The organism is Kosakonia sp. LAM2021 (genome assembly GCF_016620385.1).
GTDB lineage: Bacteria > Pseudomonadota > Gammaproteobacteria > Enterobacterales > Enterobacteriaceae > Kosakonia > Kosakonia sacchari.
Map to the genome: position 1 here is coordinate 207,793 of NZ_JAENHT010000003.1, position 14,818 is coordinate 222,610.

The following is a 14,818-nucleotide window of genomic DNA, read 5'->3' on the forward strand; positions in this document are numbered from 1 at the left end:
TACATTACTCATCCAGTTTCGGTTGCGGAGAATCATCCGGCATTCTGACATGGACCTGAATAATACGTCGACTATCAGCCATAGCGACCTTGAATTGGTAACCATCAATGTCAATCGATTCGCCGCGCGCAGGCAAGTGACCGAACGCCTGCATCACCAGACCGCCAATGGTGTCTACTTCATCATCACTGAAGTGGGTGCCGAAGGTTTCATTGAAATCTTCAATCGGCGCCAGTGCGCGTACTGTCCATGTATGGCGGCTAAGCTGGCGGAAATCGATATCCTCTTCTTCGTCATATTCGTCTTCGATTTCGCCGACAATAAGCTCGAGAATATCTTCAATCGTGACCAGACCAGAAACGCCGCCGAACTCATCAATAACGATAGCCATATGGTAGCGCTGGGAACGGAACTCTTTCAGCATGCGATCGACACGCTTGCTTTCCGGCACCACTACCGCCTGGCGTAACACTTTTTCCATACTGAACGCTTCGGCGTCGCTGCGCATAAAAGGCAGCAAATCCTTAGCCATCAGGATCCCTTCGATGTGATCTTTATCTTCGCTGATCACCGGAAAACGCGAGTGGGCAGACTCGATAATGACATCGAGACATTCGTCCAGCGTCTGGTTGCGTTTCAGGGTAATCATTTGGGAGCGGGGGATCATGATGTCGCGAACGCGCTGGTCCGCAATATCCATTACCCCTTCCAGCATGTCGCGCGTATCGTTGTCGATAAGCTCGTTCTGCCCGGAGTCTCGGATCAGTTCCAGCAGTTCATCACGATTTTTCGGTTCGCCGTGAAAGAGCTGGCTGAGTAAAAGGGAGAAGAATCCCTTTTTGTTGTTGGTGTTGTCGCTACTGTGTGAGTTATCGTCGCTCATGGCGTCGTGTGGGTTCTCGTGTGGGTTAATCTGTCGCTCGTCGCGCGTAAACTCAGCGCCGGACGGCATTTCAGGTGAGTGGAGCGCAGCAATCTGCGCGCCAACTTACTCTTTCTCGGAAATGTACGGATCCTCATAGCCCAGAGCAAGCATTATCTCTGTCTCGATCCCTTCCATCTCTTCGGCTTCATCGTCTGCAATATGGTCGTAACCGAGCAGGTGTAAACTGCCGTGCACCACCATGTGCGCCCAGTGAGCCTCCAGCGGTTTGCCTTGTTCCTGGGCTTCCTGTTCCACGACCTGGCGACAAATAATCAAATCGCCAAGCAGCGGCATTTCGATGCCCGGCGGTGCTTCAAACGGGAAAGAGAGCACGTTAGTCGGCTTATCTTTTCCGCGGTAGGTCAGGTTCAGTTCGTGGCTTTCCGCATTGTCGACCAGGCGAATGGTGACTTCTGCTTCTTCCTGAAACTGCGGGATAACGGCGTCAAGCCATTTCTGGAACTGCGCTTCTTCCGGCAGGCCGCTGTTATCTTCACACGCCAACTGTAGATCAAGGATCACCTGACTCATTTCTGCTCCTGCTCCTGGGCTTCGCGTTTGCGCTCGGCGGCCAGTTCTGCTTTACGTTTCTGTTCGGCCTCTTCCCAGGCTTCATAGGCGATAACGATGCGGGCAACCACCGGATGGCGCACCACATCTTCGCTGTGGAAGAAGTTAAGGCTGATTTCGTCGACGTTCGCCAGCACTTCGATGGCGTGACGCAAACCGGATTTGGTGCTGCGCGGCAGGTCGATCTGCGTGACGTCGCCTGTGATCACCGCTTTGGAGTTAAAACCAATACGCGTCAGGAACATCTTCATCTGTTCGATGGTGGTGTTCTGGCTCTCATCAAGAATGATAAACGCGTCGTTTAGCGTACGACCGCGCATATAGGCTAACGGCGCGACTTCAATGACGTTGCGCTCAATCAGCTTTTCGACGCGTTCAAAGCCAATCATCTCAAACAGCGCGTCATAAAGCGGGCGCAGATAAGGATCGACTTTTTGGCTGAGATCGCCGGGCAGGAAGCCGAGTTTTTCACCTGCTTCTACCGCCGGGCGCGTCAGCAGAATGCGGCGTACTTCCTGGCGTTCCAGCGCATCCACCGCTGCGGCAACGGCGAGGTAGGTTTTACCGGTGCCCGCCGGGCCAACGCCGAAGGTGATGTCATGGTCAAGAATATTGGCGACGTACTGCGCCTGGTTCGGCGTGCGCGGTTTAATCACGCCACGCTTGGTTTTGATATGGATAGCTTTGCCGTATTCCGGCACGCTTTCGGCGCTCTGCTCCAGCACGCGCGCTTCTTTGATAGCCAGATGGATCTGTTCCGGTTCGATATCCTGAATCTGGCCGCGCATTGGCGCGGTATCGACATAAAGGGTGCGCAGAATATCGGCCGCGGCATTAACGCAAATTTCGCGTCCGGTGAGTTTGAAGTGATTATCGCGGCGGTTGATTTCGATGCCCAGTCGCCGCTCCAGCTGTTTGATGTTGTCGTCAAACGGGCCGCACAGACTTAACAGACGTGCGTTGTCCGCTGGCTCAAGGGTAATTTCACGCGTATCTATATTCAAACTGTTCCTCTTTTCGATAAGTCGAGGGCTATGCCCATTAGGGAATTATTCACGGCATATAAAGAAGTCGCAAGCATTGCGCAAGATGTTGGGGTCGGCGAGGGGAAAAGCAAGGCCTGCCAGATATGGCAGGCCGATGGCATTACGGTTGGTACAGGCCGACGCCGAGGTCGTTCTCTTTACGCGTACGGGCAATAACAGATTGCGGAGATTCTACCACGCGCAGCCCCATTTCCTCTTCGGTACGCACCAGCACGCCGCGCAGAGAGTTCGGGTAGACATCGACGATTTCTACATCGACAAATTTACCGATCATCTCTGGCTTGCCTTCGAAGTTCACCACGCGGTTATTTTCGGTGCGACCGGACAGCTCCATGATGTTCTTACGCGAAGTACCTTCCACCAGGATGCGCTGCGTCGTGCCAAGCATACGGCGGCTCCAGGCCATCGCCTGCTGGTTAATACGCTCTTGCAGAATGTACAGGCGCTGTTTTTTCTCCTCTTCCGGCACATCATCTACCATATCGGCAGCGGGCGTGCCCGGGCGTGCGGAGAAGATAAAGCTGTAGCTCATATCGAAGTTAACATCGGCAATCAGCTTCATGGTTTTTTCGAAGTCTTCAGTGGTTTCACCCGGGAAGCCGACGATAAAATCGGAGCTAATCTGAATGTCCGGGCGCGCTTCGCGCAGCTTACGGATGATCGCTTTGTATTCCAGCGCGGTATGCGTGCGGCTCATCAGGTTCAGTATGCGGTCGGAACCACTTTGCACCGGCAGATGCAGGAAGCTCACCAGTTCCGGGGTGTCGCGATAGACCTCAATGATGTCATCGGTGAATTCAATCGGATGGCTGGTGGTGAAACGGATGCGGTCGATACCATCAATGGCTGCCACCAGACGCAGCAACTCGGCAAAGGTGCCGATACTGCCGTCAAAGTTCTCACCGCGCCAGGCGTTTACGTTCTGGCCGAGCAGGTTCACTTCACGCACACCTTGTGCCGCCAGTTGCGCGATCTCAAACAGGATGTCGTCGGCAGGGCGGCTGACTTCTTCACCACGGGTATAAGGCACCACGCAGTAAGTACAGTATTTGTTACAGCCTTCCATGATCGATACAAACGCGGTCGGGCCTTCGGCACGCGGTTCCGGCAAACGGTCGAATTTTTCAATTTCCGGGAAGCTGATATCGACAACCGGGCTACGGGTGCCGCGTACGGAGTTGATCATTTCCGGCAAGCGGTGCAGGGTTTGCGGCCCAAAAATAATGTCGACATAGTGTGCGCGCTGGCGAATATGATCGCCTTCCTGAGACGCCACGCAGCCGCCAACACCGATAATCAGATCGGGGTTTTTCTCTTTCAGCAGCTTCCAGCGGCCCAACTGATGGAAGACTTTTTCCTGAGCCTTTTCACGGATTGAGCAGGTATTAAGCAGCAGCACATCCGCTTCTTCCGCCACCTCGGTCAGTTGATAGCCGTGAGTGGCATCCAGCAGATCGGCCATCTTCGATGAATCGTATTCGTTCATCTGACAGCCCCAGGTTTTTATGTGGAGTTTTTTTGTCATCGACTTGCTCTTGCTTAAGTTCGTATACGCTGAGTATGACGGGTATCAGCCAGGATTGCAGGCCGCGTATTGTAATGCTTTGGTCGCGTGCTGACCAGTATGACGGTTGTCAGTCTCAAGGGGTAAAAAATCCGGTAAACTTAACGGATTCTCGTTGAAGGACAAGTAGCCATGACAAATAAATCCACTGAAGTTGCCATCGTCGGCGGCGGAATGGTCGGCGGAGCGCTGGCGCTGGGGCTGGCACAACATGGTTTTGCCGTGACCGTGATTGAAAAACAGGAACCCGCGGCGTTTGATGCAACGTTGCCGCCGGACGTACGCATTTCGGCAATCAGTGCCGCATCAGTGGCGTTGCTGCGCGGCCTGGGCGTCTGGGAGAACATTCAGGCCATGCGCTGCCACCCTTATCGGCAACTGGAAACCTGGGAGTGGGAAAATGCGCATGTGCTGTTCGACGCCCGCGAGCTGAAGTTGCCGCTGCTCGGTTATATGGTGGAAAACACGGTGCTCCAGCGTGCGCTGTGGGAGGCGTTACAGGCGCACCCGCAGGTAACGCTGCTCACGGCGAAAGAATTAACCACATTGCATGCCTACAACGAAGGTCAGCAACTAACGTTTGCGGATGGTGACATGTTAACGGCGAAGCTGGTAGTGGGCGCTGATGGCGCGAATTCCTGGGTACGACAAGCGGCGGGGATTGGCATTCACGCCTGGCAGTATCAGCAATCCTGTATGTTGATCACCGTTCAATGCGAACACGAAGCAGGTGACAGCACCTGGCAACATTTTACGCCTGATGGCCCGCATGCCTTTTTACCACTGTTTGATAACTGGGCATCGCTGGTGTGGTATGACTCCCCGGCGCGTATCCGCCAGTTACAGACATTGACGATGGCGCAACTGGAGCAAGAGATTACCCGGCATTTCCCGGCGCGCTTAGGTGCCGTTAAACCGGTCGCCGCAGCCTCTTTTCCGCTGACTCGCCGCCATGCGCTGCAGTATGTCAGGCCGGGGCTGGCGTTGGTGGGCGACGCAGCGCATACCATTCATCCGTTGGCCGGGCAGGGCGTTAATCTGGGGTATCGCGATGTGGATGCGTTGCTGGATGTATTGACCAGCGCGCGTACGCAGGCGGAAACCTGGGCCAGCCACGCGGTGTTGAAGCGTTATCAGACGCGACGCATGGCGGATAACTTTATTATGCAAAGCGGTATGGATCTATTTTACGCCGGGTTTAGTAACTCCCTCGGCCCGGTGCGACTGCTGCGCAATATTGGTCTGATGGCGGCGGAACGCGCTGGCGTGTTGAAACGTCAGGCGCTGAAATATGCGTTAGGTTTGTGATGTCTGGCGGTGAGCGTGTGTTTACACGTTAGCCGCCCGGTTGTACCAAACGATAAAAACAAAAAAGCCCGCCGAAGCGAGCTTTTTTGTTTTGTTGGCTGGGGTACGAGGATTCGAACCTCGGAATGGTGGAATCAGAATCCACTGCCTTACCGCTTGGCGATACCCCAAAAGTGCGTTCGCGAAAGCAAACGTCTTTGAGATGGCTGGGGTACGAGGATTCGAACCTCGGGATGGTGGAATCAGAATCCACTGCCTTACCGCTTGGCGATACCCCAACAAATCTTTTTCAGGCTTAACGTTTTAACATTAGACCTTAAATATGGTGGCTACGACGGGAATCGAACCTGTGACCCCAGCATTATGAGTGCTGTGCTCTAACCAGCTGAGCTACGTAGCCAAGTTTTACTGCTTTCCCAGTCATCGACTGGCTGGGGTACCTGGATTCGAACCAGGGAATGCCGGTATCAAAAACCGGTGCCTTACCGCTTGGCGATACCCCAACGACTAGTGCGTTTCGCAGGAGTCGAAGAAGAGATGGCTGGGGTACCTGGATTCGAACCAGGGAATGCCGGTATCAAAAACCGGTGCCTTACCGCTTGGCGATACCCCATCCGTGCAACGCTTACTTGGGAATGGTGCGGGAGGCGAGACTTGAACTCGCACACCTTGCGGCGCCAGAACCTAAATCTGGTGCGTCTACCAATTTCGCCACTCCCGCAAAAAAGATGGTGGCTACGACGGGAATCGAACCTGTGACCCCAGCATTATGAGTGCTGTGCTCTAACCAGCTGAGCTACGTAGCCATCTTTTTTCGCGTTACCTTATCGGCGTTGCGGGGCGCATTATGCGTATTGGACCTTACAGCGTCAATACCTTTTTCATCGAAAATTGCCGGAATGTGACTGTTTGGTTAGGTTGCGAACAGCATGGCGCTTTATTGGGCGAAAATAGATTTTATTCATTAAATCAGCGCACAAAAAACAACAGGCCCCGCAGGGCCTGTAAGAATAACCATTACTTATTAATAAGCTGACTGGTGAATACCTACCGCGCGACCTGACGGATCGTTCATGGTTTTGAAGGCTTCGTCCCATTCAAACGCTTTTGCGGAAGAGCAGGCAACGGATGGACCGCCAGGAACGCATTCCGCGGCACTCGCCAGCGGGAACAGCTCTTCAAAAATTTCACGGTACAGATACGCTTCTTTCGATGCTGGCGTGTTGTACGGGAAACGGTAGCTGGCTGTTGCCAGTTGTTGATCCGTCACCTGCTGCGCGGCAACTTCTTTCAGCGTATCGATCCAGCTGTAACCGACGCCGTCGGAGAACTGCTCTTTTTGACGCCATGCTACGCTTGCCGGCAGGTAGGATTCAAAACATTCGCGCAGAATGTGTTTCTCCATTTTGCCGTTGCTGCCGCACATTTTGTCTTCCGGGTTGATACGCATGGCCACGTCGAGGAATTTTTTATCCAGGAACGGTACACGCGCTTCCACACCCCAGGCGGACATCGCTTTGTTTGCACGGGCGCAGTCAAACATATGCAGGGCCTGCAGTTTACGCACGGTTTCTTCGTGCAACTCTTTGGCATCTGGCGCTTTATGGAAATAGAGATAACCGCCAAACACTTCATCGGAACCTTCGCCGGAGAGCACCATTTTGATGCCCATCGCTTTGATTTTACGCGACATCAGGTACATCGGCGTTGAGGCGCGAATTGTCGTCACGTCATAGGTTTCAATGTGGTAAATCACATCGCGAATCGCATCCAGCCCTTCCTGCACGGTGAAATGAATTTCATGGTGCACGGTGCCAAGATGGTTGGCGACTTCCTGCGCCGCTTTCAGATCCGGCGCGCCTTTCAGACCAACAGCGAAGGAGTGAAGTTGCGGCCACCAGGCTTCTGATTTCTCCTGATCTTCAACGCGACGGGCAGCAAATTTTTTGGTGATTGCGGAAATGACCGAAGAGTCCAGACCGCCGGAAAGCAGCACGCCGTACGGTACATCGGACATCAGGTGGCTTTTCACCGCGTCTTCCAGCGCCTGGCGCAGTTCCGCTTTGTCGGTCACGTTGTTTTTTACTGCATCGTAGTCAAACCAGTCGCGCTGATAATAAGAGCGGATTTCACCCTCTTTGCTCCACAGGTAGCTGCCTGCCGGGAACTCTTTAATGGTGCGGCAAACCGGCACCAGCGCTTTCATTTCTGACGCCACGTACAAGTTGCCGTGTTCGTCGTGACCCATGTACAGCGGAATGATACCGATATGGTCGCGGCCAATCAGGTAAGCATCTTTTTCACTGTCGTACAGCGCGAAAGCGAACATGCCTTGCAAGTCGTCGAGGAATTCCGGCCCTTTTTCCTGATACAGCGCGAGGATCACTTCGCAGTCAGAACCGGTCTGGAATGCGTAACGGTCGCCATATTCTGCACGCAGCGCCTGGTGGTTATAAATTTCACCGTTCACTGCCAGCGCATGTGTTTTCTTTTCGTTGTAGAGCGGCTGTGCCCCGGCGTTAACGTCGACAATAGAGAGACGTTCATGCGCCAGAATGGCTTTATCACTTGCATAAACACCGGACCAGTCCGGGCCGCGGTGGCGCATCAGTCGGGATAATTCCAGCGCTTTTTTACGTAATTCGACCGCGTCGGTTTTAATATCCAGTACGCCAAAAATTGAACACATAGACTTCTCCGTTAACCTTGAGTGCAAAGCTGTAATGTTGTGTGCTTGCAGTCAAAATGCCGCAAAAACGGGGCTGGGCGCAAGCCTTTTACCGCGCCGAAAGTAAAAAGTGCAATGATGATTATTGGATGCTGAAAAAAGAGTATGTATAAGACGCTATTATTGATGGATCGGCAAAATAACACGCTTTTTATTGAATGACGTTCTTTTTTGCAGGGGTGGAAATAAAAAACCACGTCCGAAGACGTGGTGGCGTTTAGATAACGTCGATTTCCGCGACCGAAGGATAAATCCACGACGGGCGAAACGGCATGCTGTCGATATCATCAATGCGCGATACGCCAGAAAGCACCAGGATGGTTTCAAGCCCGGCCTGAAAGCCCGCCAGGATATCGGTACGCAGGTTATCACCCACAATTACTGTCTGTTCTGAGTGTGCCTGCATGGTATTCAGTGCCGCACGGATGATCCACGGGCTGGGTTTGCCCACATAGAAAGGTTTACGCCCGGAAATCTTTTCGATGCCGGCGCACAGCGCGCCGCAGGCCGGATAATATCCGCGCCCGTGTGTGTCCGGGTTGGTGGCGATAAAGCGCGCGCCATTCGCCACGAAGAACGCAGCCTTATGCATCATTTCCCAGTTATAGGAACGGGTCTCGCCAACGATGACAAAATCCGGGTTGATATCGGTAATGGTAAAACCGGCTTTGTAAAGCTCGTGGATCAGTGCGCCTTCGCCCACCACATAGGCTTTTTTCCCTTCCTGGCGCTTAAGGAAATCGGCGGTCGCCATTGCAGAGGTATAAAAGACGCTGGCAGGTACATCAATACCGGCAGAGACAAAGCGGTTCGCCAGATCCTGGCCGGTTTGCGAAGGGTAATTGGTCAGTAATACCAGCGGCATACCTTTTTCAAGGATGCGGGTGATGAACTCAGCAGCGCCCGGTACGGCAACGTTGTCGTGCATCAGCACGCCGTCAATATCACAGATTACATTCTGAATGGTCATGGACTGTCCGGATAAAAAATAAGTATTAACGATAGACGCTGTCAGTTTTCCAGCAAACGTTGCAGCAGCAGACCGTTCAGCATAGCGCGTTTCACCAGCGCAAACGCGCCGATCGCCGAGCGGTGATCCAGCGCGGAAGGTACCACCGGCAAGTTTTTGCGAAACGCTTTTAACGCTTGAGTGTTAATGCACGCCTCGATGGCCGGGAGCAGCACTTTTTCTGCTTCGACAATTTCCCCGGCGATCACCACTTTCTGCGGGTTAAACAGGTTTATAGCAATGGCGATGGTTTTACCTAAATGGCGACCAACATATTCAATCACTTCACACGCCAGCGCATCGCCTTTATTGGCGGCTTTACAGATGGTTTTGATCGAGCAATCTTCCAGCGTCAGGCGACTCTGGTAGCCCTGTTCTAAAAGATGACGAACGCGGTGCTCTATCGCGGCATTGGCGGCGATCGTTTCCAGACAGCCAAAGTTGCCGCAGTGACAGCGTTCGCCCAGCGGCTCGACTTGCACGTGTCCAATTTCGCCGACGTTACCGTTACGGCCGATAAAAATACGCCCGTTAGAGATAATCCCGGCGCCTGTCCCACGGTGTACACGCACCAGAATGGAGTCTTCACAATCCTGACTTGCCCCAAAATAGTGCTCAGCCAAGGCCAGGCTGCGGATGTCATGCCCGACAAAACAGGTCAATTTGAAGCGTTCTTCCAGTGCTTCCACCAGCGCCCAGTTTTCAACCTGAATGTGCGGCATATAGCGAATCACCCCGCTTTCCGGGTCTACCAGACCCGGCAGAATCACGGAAATCGCGATCAGTTCGCGGATTTTGCGTTGGCTGGTTTCAAGAAAGTGGCTGATGGTATTGAGCAGCGCATGTTCCAGCGTCTCCTGGGTTCGTTCGGGCAGCGGGTAATGCTCTTCTGCCAGCACTTTGCTGCTTAAATCGTACAACGTCAGTGTGGTGTCGTAACGCCCGAGGCGCACGCCGATAGCCTGGAAACTGCGGGTTTCGGTGACAATGGAGATAGCGCGACGGCCTCCGGTGGAGGCCTGCTGATCGACTTCTTTGATCAGCCCGCGTTCGATAAGTTGGCGCGTGATTTTTGTCACGCTGGCGGGAGCTAGCTGGCTTTGTTCGGCAATTTGAATGCGCGAAATGGGGCCGTGTTGGTCAATCAGGCGATAAACCGCCGCGCTGTTAAGCTGCTTTACGAGGTCAACATTACCGATTTGAGCTTGTCCGCCTGATGTCATACCGTCTCTTTATGCAGTGACGACCTCGTTGCCATTAACGATGGTCTTGATGATTTTATAATCGCGCGTGAACGCCGTCAGGTTCGCCACTTTCCCCGCAGCGAGACTTCCCAGCTTTTCGTCAACGCCAATGGCGCGAGCGGGGTAGAGTGTTGCCATACGCAGCGCTTCATCCAGCGCAATGCCGACATGCTCCACCAGATTTCGCACCCCTTCGATCATCGTCAGGGAGGAACCGCTCAGCGTTCCGTTTTCGTCCACGCACAGTCCATTACGGTAGTATATTGTTTTGCCAGCAAAAATGAACTGCTCAATATTCGCCCCCGCTGGCGCTGTCGCGTCAGTTACCAGGCAAAGTTTGTCGCCTTTCAATCGCTTAGCATTACGGATATTAACGTAATCGACATGCAGGCCATCTGCAATCACGCCGCAGTAAACGTCTGTGTCATCAAGCACTGCGCCTGCCAGACCTGGTTCACGGCCGGTGATGTACGGCATGGCATTATATAAATGTGTGGCGAACGTGATCCCGGCGCGGAAACCGGCTTTTGCTTCTTTCAGCGTGGCATTGGAGTGACCAGCAGAAACCACGATGCCTGCGTCAGCTAACTGGCGAATCACTTCGGTGCCCGCCATTTCCGGGGCCAGCGTAACTTTGGTGATCACATCGGCGTTCTGGCACAGGAAGTCGACCAACGCCGGATCCGGTTTACGCACGAATTCCGGGTTGTGTGTGCCTTTTTTTACAATATTCAGCCACGGCCCTTCCAGATGAAGGCCCAGCGCCTGATGCGGGTATTTAGCCAGGTAATCGCGCATCACCTGCACGCCCTGTTTCATTAATTCGTCACTGGTGGTAATCAGCGTCGGCAGGAAGCTGGTACAGCCAGATTTCTCATTCGCCTGCTGCATGATTTCCAGTGTTTTTACGCTAACGGCTTCTGCGGTGTCGTTAAACTGTACGCCGCCACAGCCGTTGAGCTGCACGTCGATAAAACCGGGGGCAAGGATGGCACCATTCAGCGAGCGTTGTTCAATTCCTGTTGGCAGCTCGGCCAGCGGACAAAGGCGTTCAATCAGACCATTGGCGATGACCAGCGCATGGTCATCCAGAATTTCATGGCCGGTGTAGATTCGGCCCTGGGTTAAAGCATACATAACGACCCCCGATTAACTAGGTATACCGCTCCGCAGGTTCCGCCTCGCGGAGCGGGAACTGACTTACAGACCTTTAATGTTTTCCGCTTCTAACTCGTTGAAGTATTTCAACGTTTTCACTTTCAGCTCCATCGTGGACGGTTCGTCGCAGACGATAACGGCTTTCGGATGTAACTGCAGGCAGCTGATGGTCCACATGTGGTTAACGTTGCCCTCAACCGCCGCTTGCAGCGCCTGCGCTTTAACACCGCCGAGCACCAGGATCATCACTTCTTCTGCATCCAGCAATGTGCCCACGCCCACGGTCAGTGCGTACTTCGGCACCTGATTAACGTCGCCGTCAAAGAAGCGAGAGTTCGCGACGCGGGTGTCATGGGTCAGGGTTTTAATACGGGTGCGCGAGGCCAGCGAAGACGCCGGTTCGTTAAACGCGATGTGCCCATCGTTACCTACGCCACCCATAAACAGGTGAATTTTGCCGTAAGAACGGATTTTTTCTTCATAACGGCGACATTCTGCGTCAATATCCGGCGCGTTGCCATCAAGCAGGTTAATATTTTCAGCCGGGATATCAACGTGATCGAAGAAATTGCGGTGCATAAAGCTGTGGTAACTTTCCGGGTGATCTTTCGGCAAGCCGACATACTCATCCATGTTGAAGGTGACAACATGCTGGAAACTGACCTGGCCTGCTTTGTGCATCTCAACTAACGCTTTGTACGCGGTGAGCGGGGTTCCACCGGTCGGTAAGCCGAGAATAAACGGACGGTCTGCGGTCGGTTTGAACGCGTTGATACGATTGACGATATGGCGGGCTGCCCATTTGCCGACTTGTTCAGCTGTCGCCAGGGGAATCAGTCTCATTGTTCACCTCAAAAGTTAAATGAAGAAAGTTGGCGGAATGCGTGCTAACTCAGCGTTAAGCGTAACCTGGTTCGCGACAGAGAGAAGGGAGCAATCCGCCCTGATATTTTTAATCATAAAATAAGTTTTGCCTGTTTGCCAGTGATTGGGAGGGTGATTGACGATACTTAGTGATTTTAATCACAGAAAATACGCTTTTAATTTGCGAGGCGAATTAATTTTTCACACACTCTGTCAGGTAGTGAGAAAATAGCCGTGATTTCAGGGTTAGTGACACAATAAAAAACGACTGTTTCAGTGAGCTCTCATCGGGTTCATAGGGGGAATAAAAGTGAGTATTCTAGGTTATCTGCAAAAGATCGGCCGTGCGCTAATGGTGCCTGTCGCCACGCTGCCTGCGGCGGCAATTTTGATGGGCGTCGGGTACTGGATTGACCCGGTCGGCTGGGGTGGTCAAAACGCACTGGCGGCGTTTTTCATCCAGTCCGGCTCCGCCATTATCGACAATATGGGCGTGCTGTTTGCGGTGGGTGTCGCTTACGGTATGTCAAAAGACAAAGATGGTGCCGCTGCGCTGGCTGGCTTTGTCGGCTTCCTGGTTCTGACCACGCTCTGTTCACCGGCAGCTGTGGCAATGATCCAAAAAATCCCTGCGGATCAAGTTCCGGCCGCGTTTGGCAAAATCAAAAACCAGTTCGTCGGTATTCTGGTGGGGATTATTGCTGCTGAACTGTATAACCGCTTTAGTAGCGTTGAGCTGCCAAAAGCGCTCTCCTTCTTTAGCGGCCGCCGTCTGGTGCCGATCCTCACCTCGTTTGTGATGATCGTGGTTGCTTTCATCATGATGTATATCTGGCCAGTCGTGTTTAGCGGTCTGGTGGAATTTGGTGAGAGCATTCAGAAACTCGGCTCCGTGGGTGCAGGCGTTTACGCCTTCTTTAACCGCCTGTTAATTCCGGTTGGTTTGCACCACGCGCTCAACTCTGTGTTCTGGTTTGACGTAGCAGGTATTAACGATATTCCTAACTTCCTTGGTGGCGCACAGTCTATCGAAGCCGGTAAAGCGGTGGTCGGTATCACAGGCCGTTATCAGGCAGGTTTCTTCCCGATCATGATGTTCGGTCTGCCGGGCGCGGCGCTGGCGATTTACCACTGCGCACGTCCGGAAAATAAAGCCAAAGTTCTGGGTATCATGATGGCGGGCGCGTTTGCCGCGTTCTTTACCGGTATCACTGAACCGCTGGAATTCTCCTTTATGTTCGTTGCGCCGGTACTGTATGTGATCCATGCCGTGCTGACGGGGATCTCCGTATTTATCGCCGCCAGCATGCACTGGATTGCCGGTTTCGGCTTCAGCGCCGGTCTGGTGGATATGGTGCTCTCCTCGCGTAACCCGCTGGCAACCCAGTGGTGGATGCTGATCCCGCAAGGTCTGGTGTTCTTCGTTATCTATTACGTGGTTTTCCGTTTCGCTATCACCAGGTTCAACATGCTGACTCCGGGTCGCGAACTGGCTGTATCCGGCGATGAAGCGGATGGTCAGGATATGAATGTCAGCGGTAACACTGAGCAGGATGTGAGTGGCCTGGCGCGTCAGTACATCGCCGCGATTGGGGGTTCTTCTAACCTGACCGGCATTGACGCCTGTATCACTCGTCTGCGTTTAACGGTGAAAGACTCTTCGCTGGTGAACGAATCCATGGCGAAACGTCTTGGCGCCTCCGGTGTTATTCGTCTGAACAAAACCGGCGTGCAGATTATCGTTGGTTTCGTGGCGGAAAAAATTGCCGACGCAATGAGAACGGCAGGCGATGTCCCGGCGGCAGGTAATGCTGCTCCCGCAGCGGCTCCGGCGGCAGCGGTAAAGCCGCAGGCGGTACCGAACGCGACAACCATCGCTGAGTTGGTATCGCCTGTAACCGGTGAACTGGTGGCGCTGGATCAAGTGCCGGATGAAGCCTTTGCCAGCAAAGCAGTGGGTGACGGCGTGGCGGTGAAACCGACGGATAAAACCGTGGTTTCTCCGGCTGCTGGCACCATTGTGAAAATCTTCAACACTAACCATGCCTTCTGCCTGGAAACCGAGAAAGGTGCGGAAATCGTTGTCCATATGGGCATTGATACCGTGGCGCTGGGCGGCCAGGGCTTTACTCGCCTGGTTGAAGAGGGCGCGGAAGTGGTAGCGGGACAGCCGATCCTCGAAATGGATCTGGAGTACCTCAATGCTAATGCCCGTTCAATGATTAGCCCGGTTGTGGTCAGTAATATTGACGACTTTAGCGGCCTGGTTATCAAGGCGCAGGGCGCGGTGGTTGCTGGTCAGACTCCGCTGTATGAAATTAAAGGCTAATGGCTCCTGAGTAAGCTTTCATGCCTTAAGCGGCGGGGGAATATCCTCCGCCGCTTTTTTTTGCCTTGCATTT

General features: G+C 53.4%; 11 protein-coding genes and 7 tRNA genes. 2 read left to right on the forward strand and 16 right to left on the reverse strand.

Annotated features, from left to right (window positions below):
• Positions 1-4: 4 nt before the first annotated feature.
• From corC to miaB, 4 genes are all read right to left on the reverse strand, one after another.
• Positions 5-883, reverse strand: a complete 879-nt coding sequence (gene corC / locus JKP81_RS09750) for a CNNM family magnesium/cobalt transport protein CorC (RefSeq protein ID WP_040016553.1) — start codon at positions 881-883, stop codon at positions 5-7.
• Between the two features lie 105 nt (positions 884-988).
• Positions 989-1,456 (reverse strand): rRNA maturation RNase YbeY, encoded by a 468-nt coding sequence (gene ybeY, locus JKP81_RS09755; RefSeq protein WP_200551584.1) that lies wholly within the window; start codon positions 1,454-1,456, stop codon positions 989-991.
• Positions 1,453-2,499 carry a PhoH family protein gene (locus tag JKP81_RS09760; RefSeq protein WP_200551585.1) on the reverse strand — a complete coding sequence of 349 codons (1,047 nt, stop codon included), beginning with the start codon at positions 2,497-2,499 and terminating at the stop codon, positions 1,453-1,455. The genes ybeY and JKP81_RS09760 overlap by 4 nt, the downstream gene beginning before the upstream one ends.
• Positions 2,500-2,641: 142 nt before the next feature.
• The gene (gene miaB, locus JKP81_RS09765; protein ID WP_200551586.1) at positions 2,642-4,066 is read right to left on the reverse strand and encodes a tRNA (N6-isopentenyl adenosine(37)-C2)-methylthiotransferase MiaB; all 1,425 of its coding nucleotides are present in this window, start codon (positions 4,064-4,066) and stop codon (positions 2,642-2,644) included.
• Positions 4,067-4,237: 171 nt separating this feature from the next.
• Here miaB and ubiF point away from each other — a divergent pair, with 171 nt between their 5' ends.
• Positions 4,238-5,413 carry a 3-demethoxyubiquinol 3-hydroxylase gene (gene ubiF, locus JKP81_RS09770; RefSeq protein WP_200551587.1) on the forward strand — a complete coding sequence of 392 codons (1,176 nt, stop codon included), beginning with the start codon at positions 4,238-4,240 and terminating at the stop codon, positions 5,411-5,413.
• Positions 5,414-5,508: 95 nt separating this feature from the next.
• Here the strand turns inward: ubiF and JKP81_RS09775 are convergent.
• From JKP81_RS09775 to nagB, 12 genes are all read right to left on the reverse strand, one after another.
• Positions 5,509-5,583 (reverse strand) — tRNA-Gln (locus JKP81_RS09775).
• Positions 5,584-5,616: 33 nt separating this feature from the next.
• Positions 5,617-5,691, reverse strand: a tRNA-Gln gene (locus JKP81_RS09780).
• 45 nt (positions 5,692-5,736) lie between these two features.
• A tRNA-Met gene (locus tag JKP81_RS09785) sits at positions 5,737-5,813 on the reverse strand.
• Positions 5,814-5,841: 28 nt separating this feature from the next.
• Positions 5,842-5,916, reverse strand: a tRNA-Gln gene (locus JKP81_RS09790).
• Between the two features lie 35 nt (positions 5,917-5,951).
• Positions 5,952-6,026 (reverse strand) — tRNA-Gln (locus JKP81_RS09795).
• A 23-nt stretch (positions 6,027-6,049) separates the two neighbouring features.
• Positions 6,050-6,134: transfer RNA gene (locus JKP81_RS09800), tRNA-Leu, on the reverse strand.
• 8 nt (positions 6,135-6,142) lie between these two features.
• A tRNA-Met gene (locus JKP81_RS09805) sits at positions 6,143-6,219 on the reverse strand.
• A 218-nt stretch (positions 6,220-6,437) separates the two neighbouring features.
• A complete protein-coding gene (gene asnB, locus JKP81_RS09810) occupies positions 6,438-8,102 on the reverse strand; it encodes an asparagine synthase B (RefSeq protein WP_200551588.1) in 1,665 nt (554 codons plus the stop codon).
• 256 nt (positions 8,103-8,358) lie between these two features.
• Positions 8,359-9,111 carry an HAD-IIA family hydrolase gene (locus tag JKP81_RS09815; protein WP_017455908.1) on the reverse strand — a complete coding sequence of 251 codons (753 nt, stop codon included), beginning with the start codon at positions 9,109-9,111 and terminating at the stop codon, positions 8,359-8,361.
• A gap of 41 nt (positions 9,112-9,152) precedes the next feature.
• Positions 9,153-10,373, reverse strand: coding sequence for an N-acetylglucosamine repressor (locus JKP81_RS09820; RefSeq protein ID WP_017455909.1), 1,221 nt, complete (start codon positions 10,371-10,373; stop codon positions 9,153-9,155).
• 9 nt (positions 10,374-10,382) lie between these two features.
• Complete coding sequence (gene nagA / locus JKP81_RS09825) at positions 10,383-11,531, reverse strand: N-acetylglucosamine-6-phosphate deacetylase (protein WP_200551589.1); 1,149 nt, start codon at positions 11,529-11,531, stop codon at positions 10,383-10,385.
• Positions 11,532-11,594: 63 nt separating this feature from the next.
• Complete coding sequence (nagB, locus tag JKP81_RS09830) at positions 11,595-12,395, reverse strand: glucosamine-6-phosphate deaminase (protein ID WP_017455911.1); 801 nt, start codon at positions 12,393-12,395, stop codon at positions 11,595-11,597.
• Positions 12,396-12,726: 331 nt separating this feature from the next.
• On the opposite strand from nagB, the gene nagE reads away from it, so the two are divergent.
• Positions 12,727-14,745 (forward strand): N-acetylglucosamine-specific PTS transporter subunit IIBC, encoded by a 2,019-nt coding sequence (nagE, locus tag JKP81_RS09835; protein ID WP_200551590.1) that lies wholly within the window; start codon positions 12,727-12,729, stop codon positions 14,743-14,745.
• Positions 14,746-14,818: the final 73 nt, after the last annotated feature.

Bases quoted from the DNA above. Each gene is read 5' to 3' on its own strand.
- corC (WP_040016553.1), bottom strand. From the start codon at position 883: ATGAGCGACGATAACTCACACAGTAGCGACAACACCAACAACAAAAAG.
- ybeY (WP_200551584.1), bottom strand. From the start codon at position 1,456: ATGAGTCAGGTGATCCTTGATCTACAGTTGGCGTGTGAAGATAACAGC.
- miaB (WP_200551586.1), bottom strand. From the start codon at position 4,066: ATGACAAAAAAACTCCACATAAAAACCTGGGGCTGTCAGATGAACGAA.
- ubiF (WP_200551587.1), top strand. From the start codon at position 4,238: ATGACAAATAAATCCACTGAAGTTGCCATCGTCGGCGGCGGAATGGTC.
- asnB (WP_200551588.1), bottom strand. From the start codon at position 8,102: ATGTGTTCAATTTTTGGCGTACTGGATATTAAAACCGACGCGGTCGAA.
- JKP81_RS09815 (WP_017455908.1), bottom strand. From the start codon at position 9,111: ATGACCATTCAGAATGTAATCTGTGATATTGACGGCGTGCTGATGCAC.
- JKP81_RS09820 (WP_017455909.1), bottom strand. From the start codon at position 10,373: ATGACATCAGGCGGACAAGCTCAAATCGGTAATGTTGACCTCGTAAAG.
- nagA (WP_200551589.1), bottom strand. From the start codon at position 11,531: ATGTATGCTTTAACCCAGGGCCGAATCTACACCGGCCATGAAATTCTG.
- nagB (WP_017455911.1), bottom strand. From the start codon at position 12,395: ATGAGACTGATTCCCCTGGCGACAGCTGAACAAGTCGGCAAATGGGCA.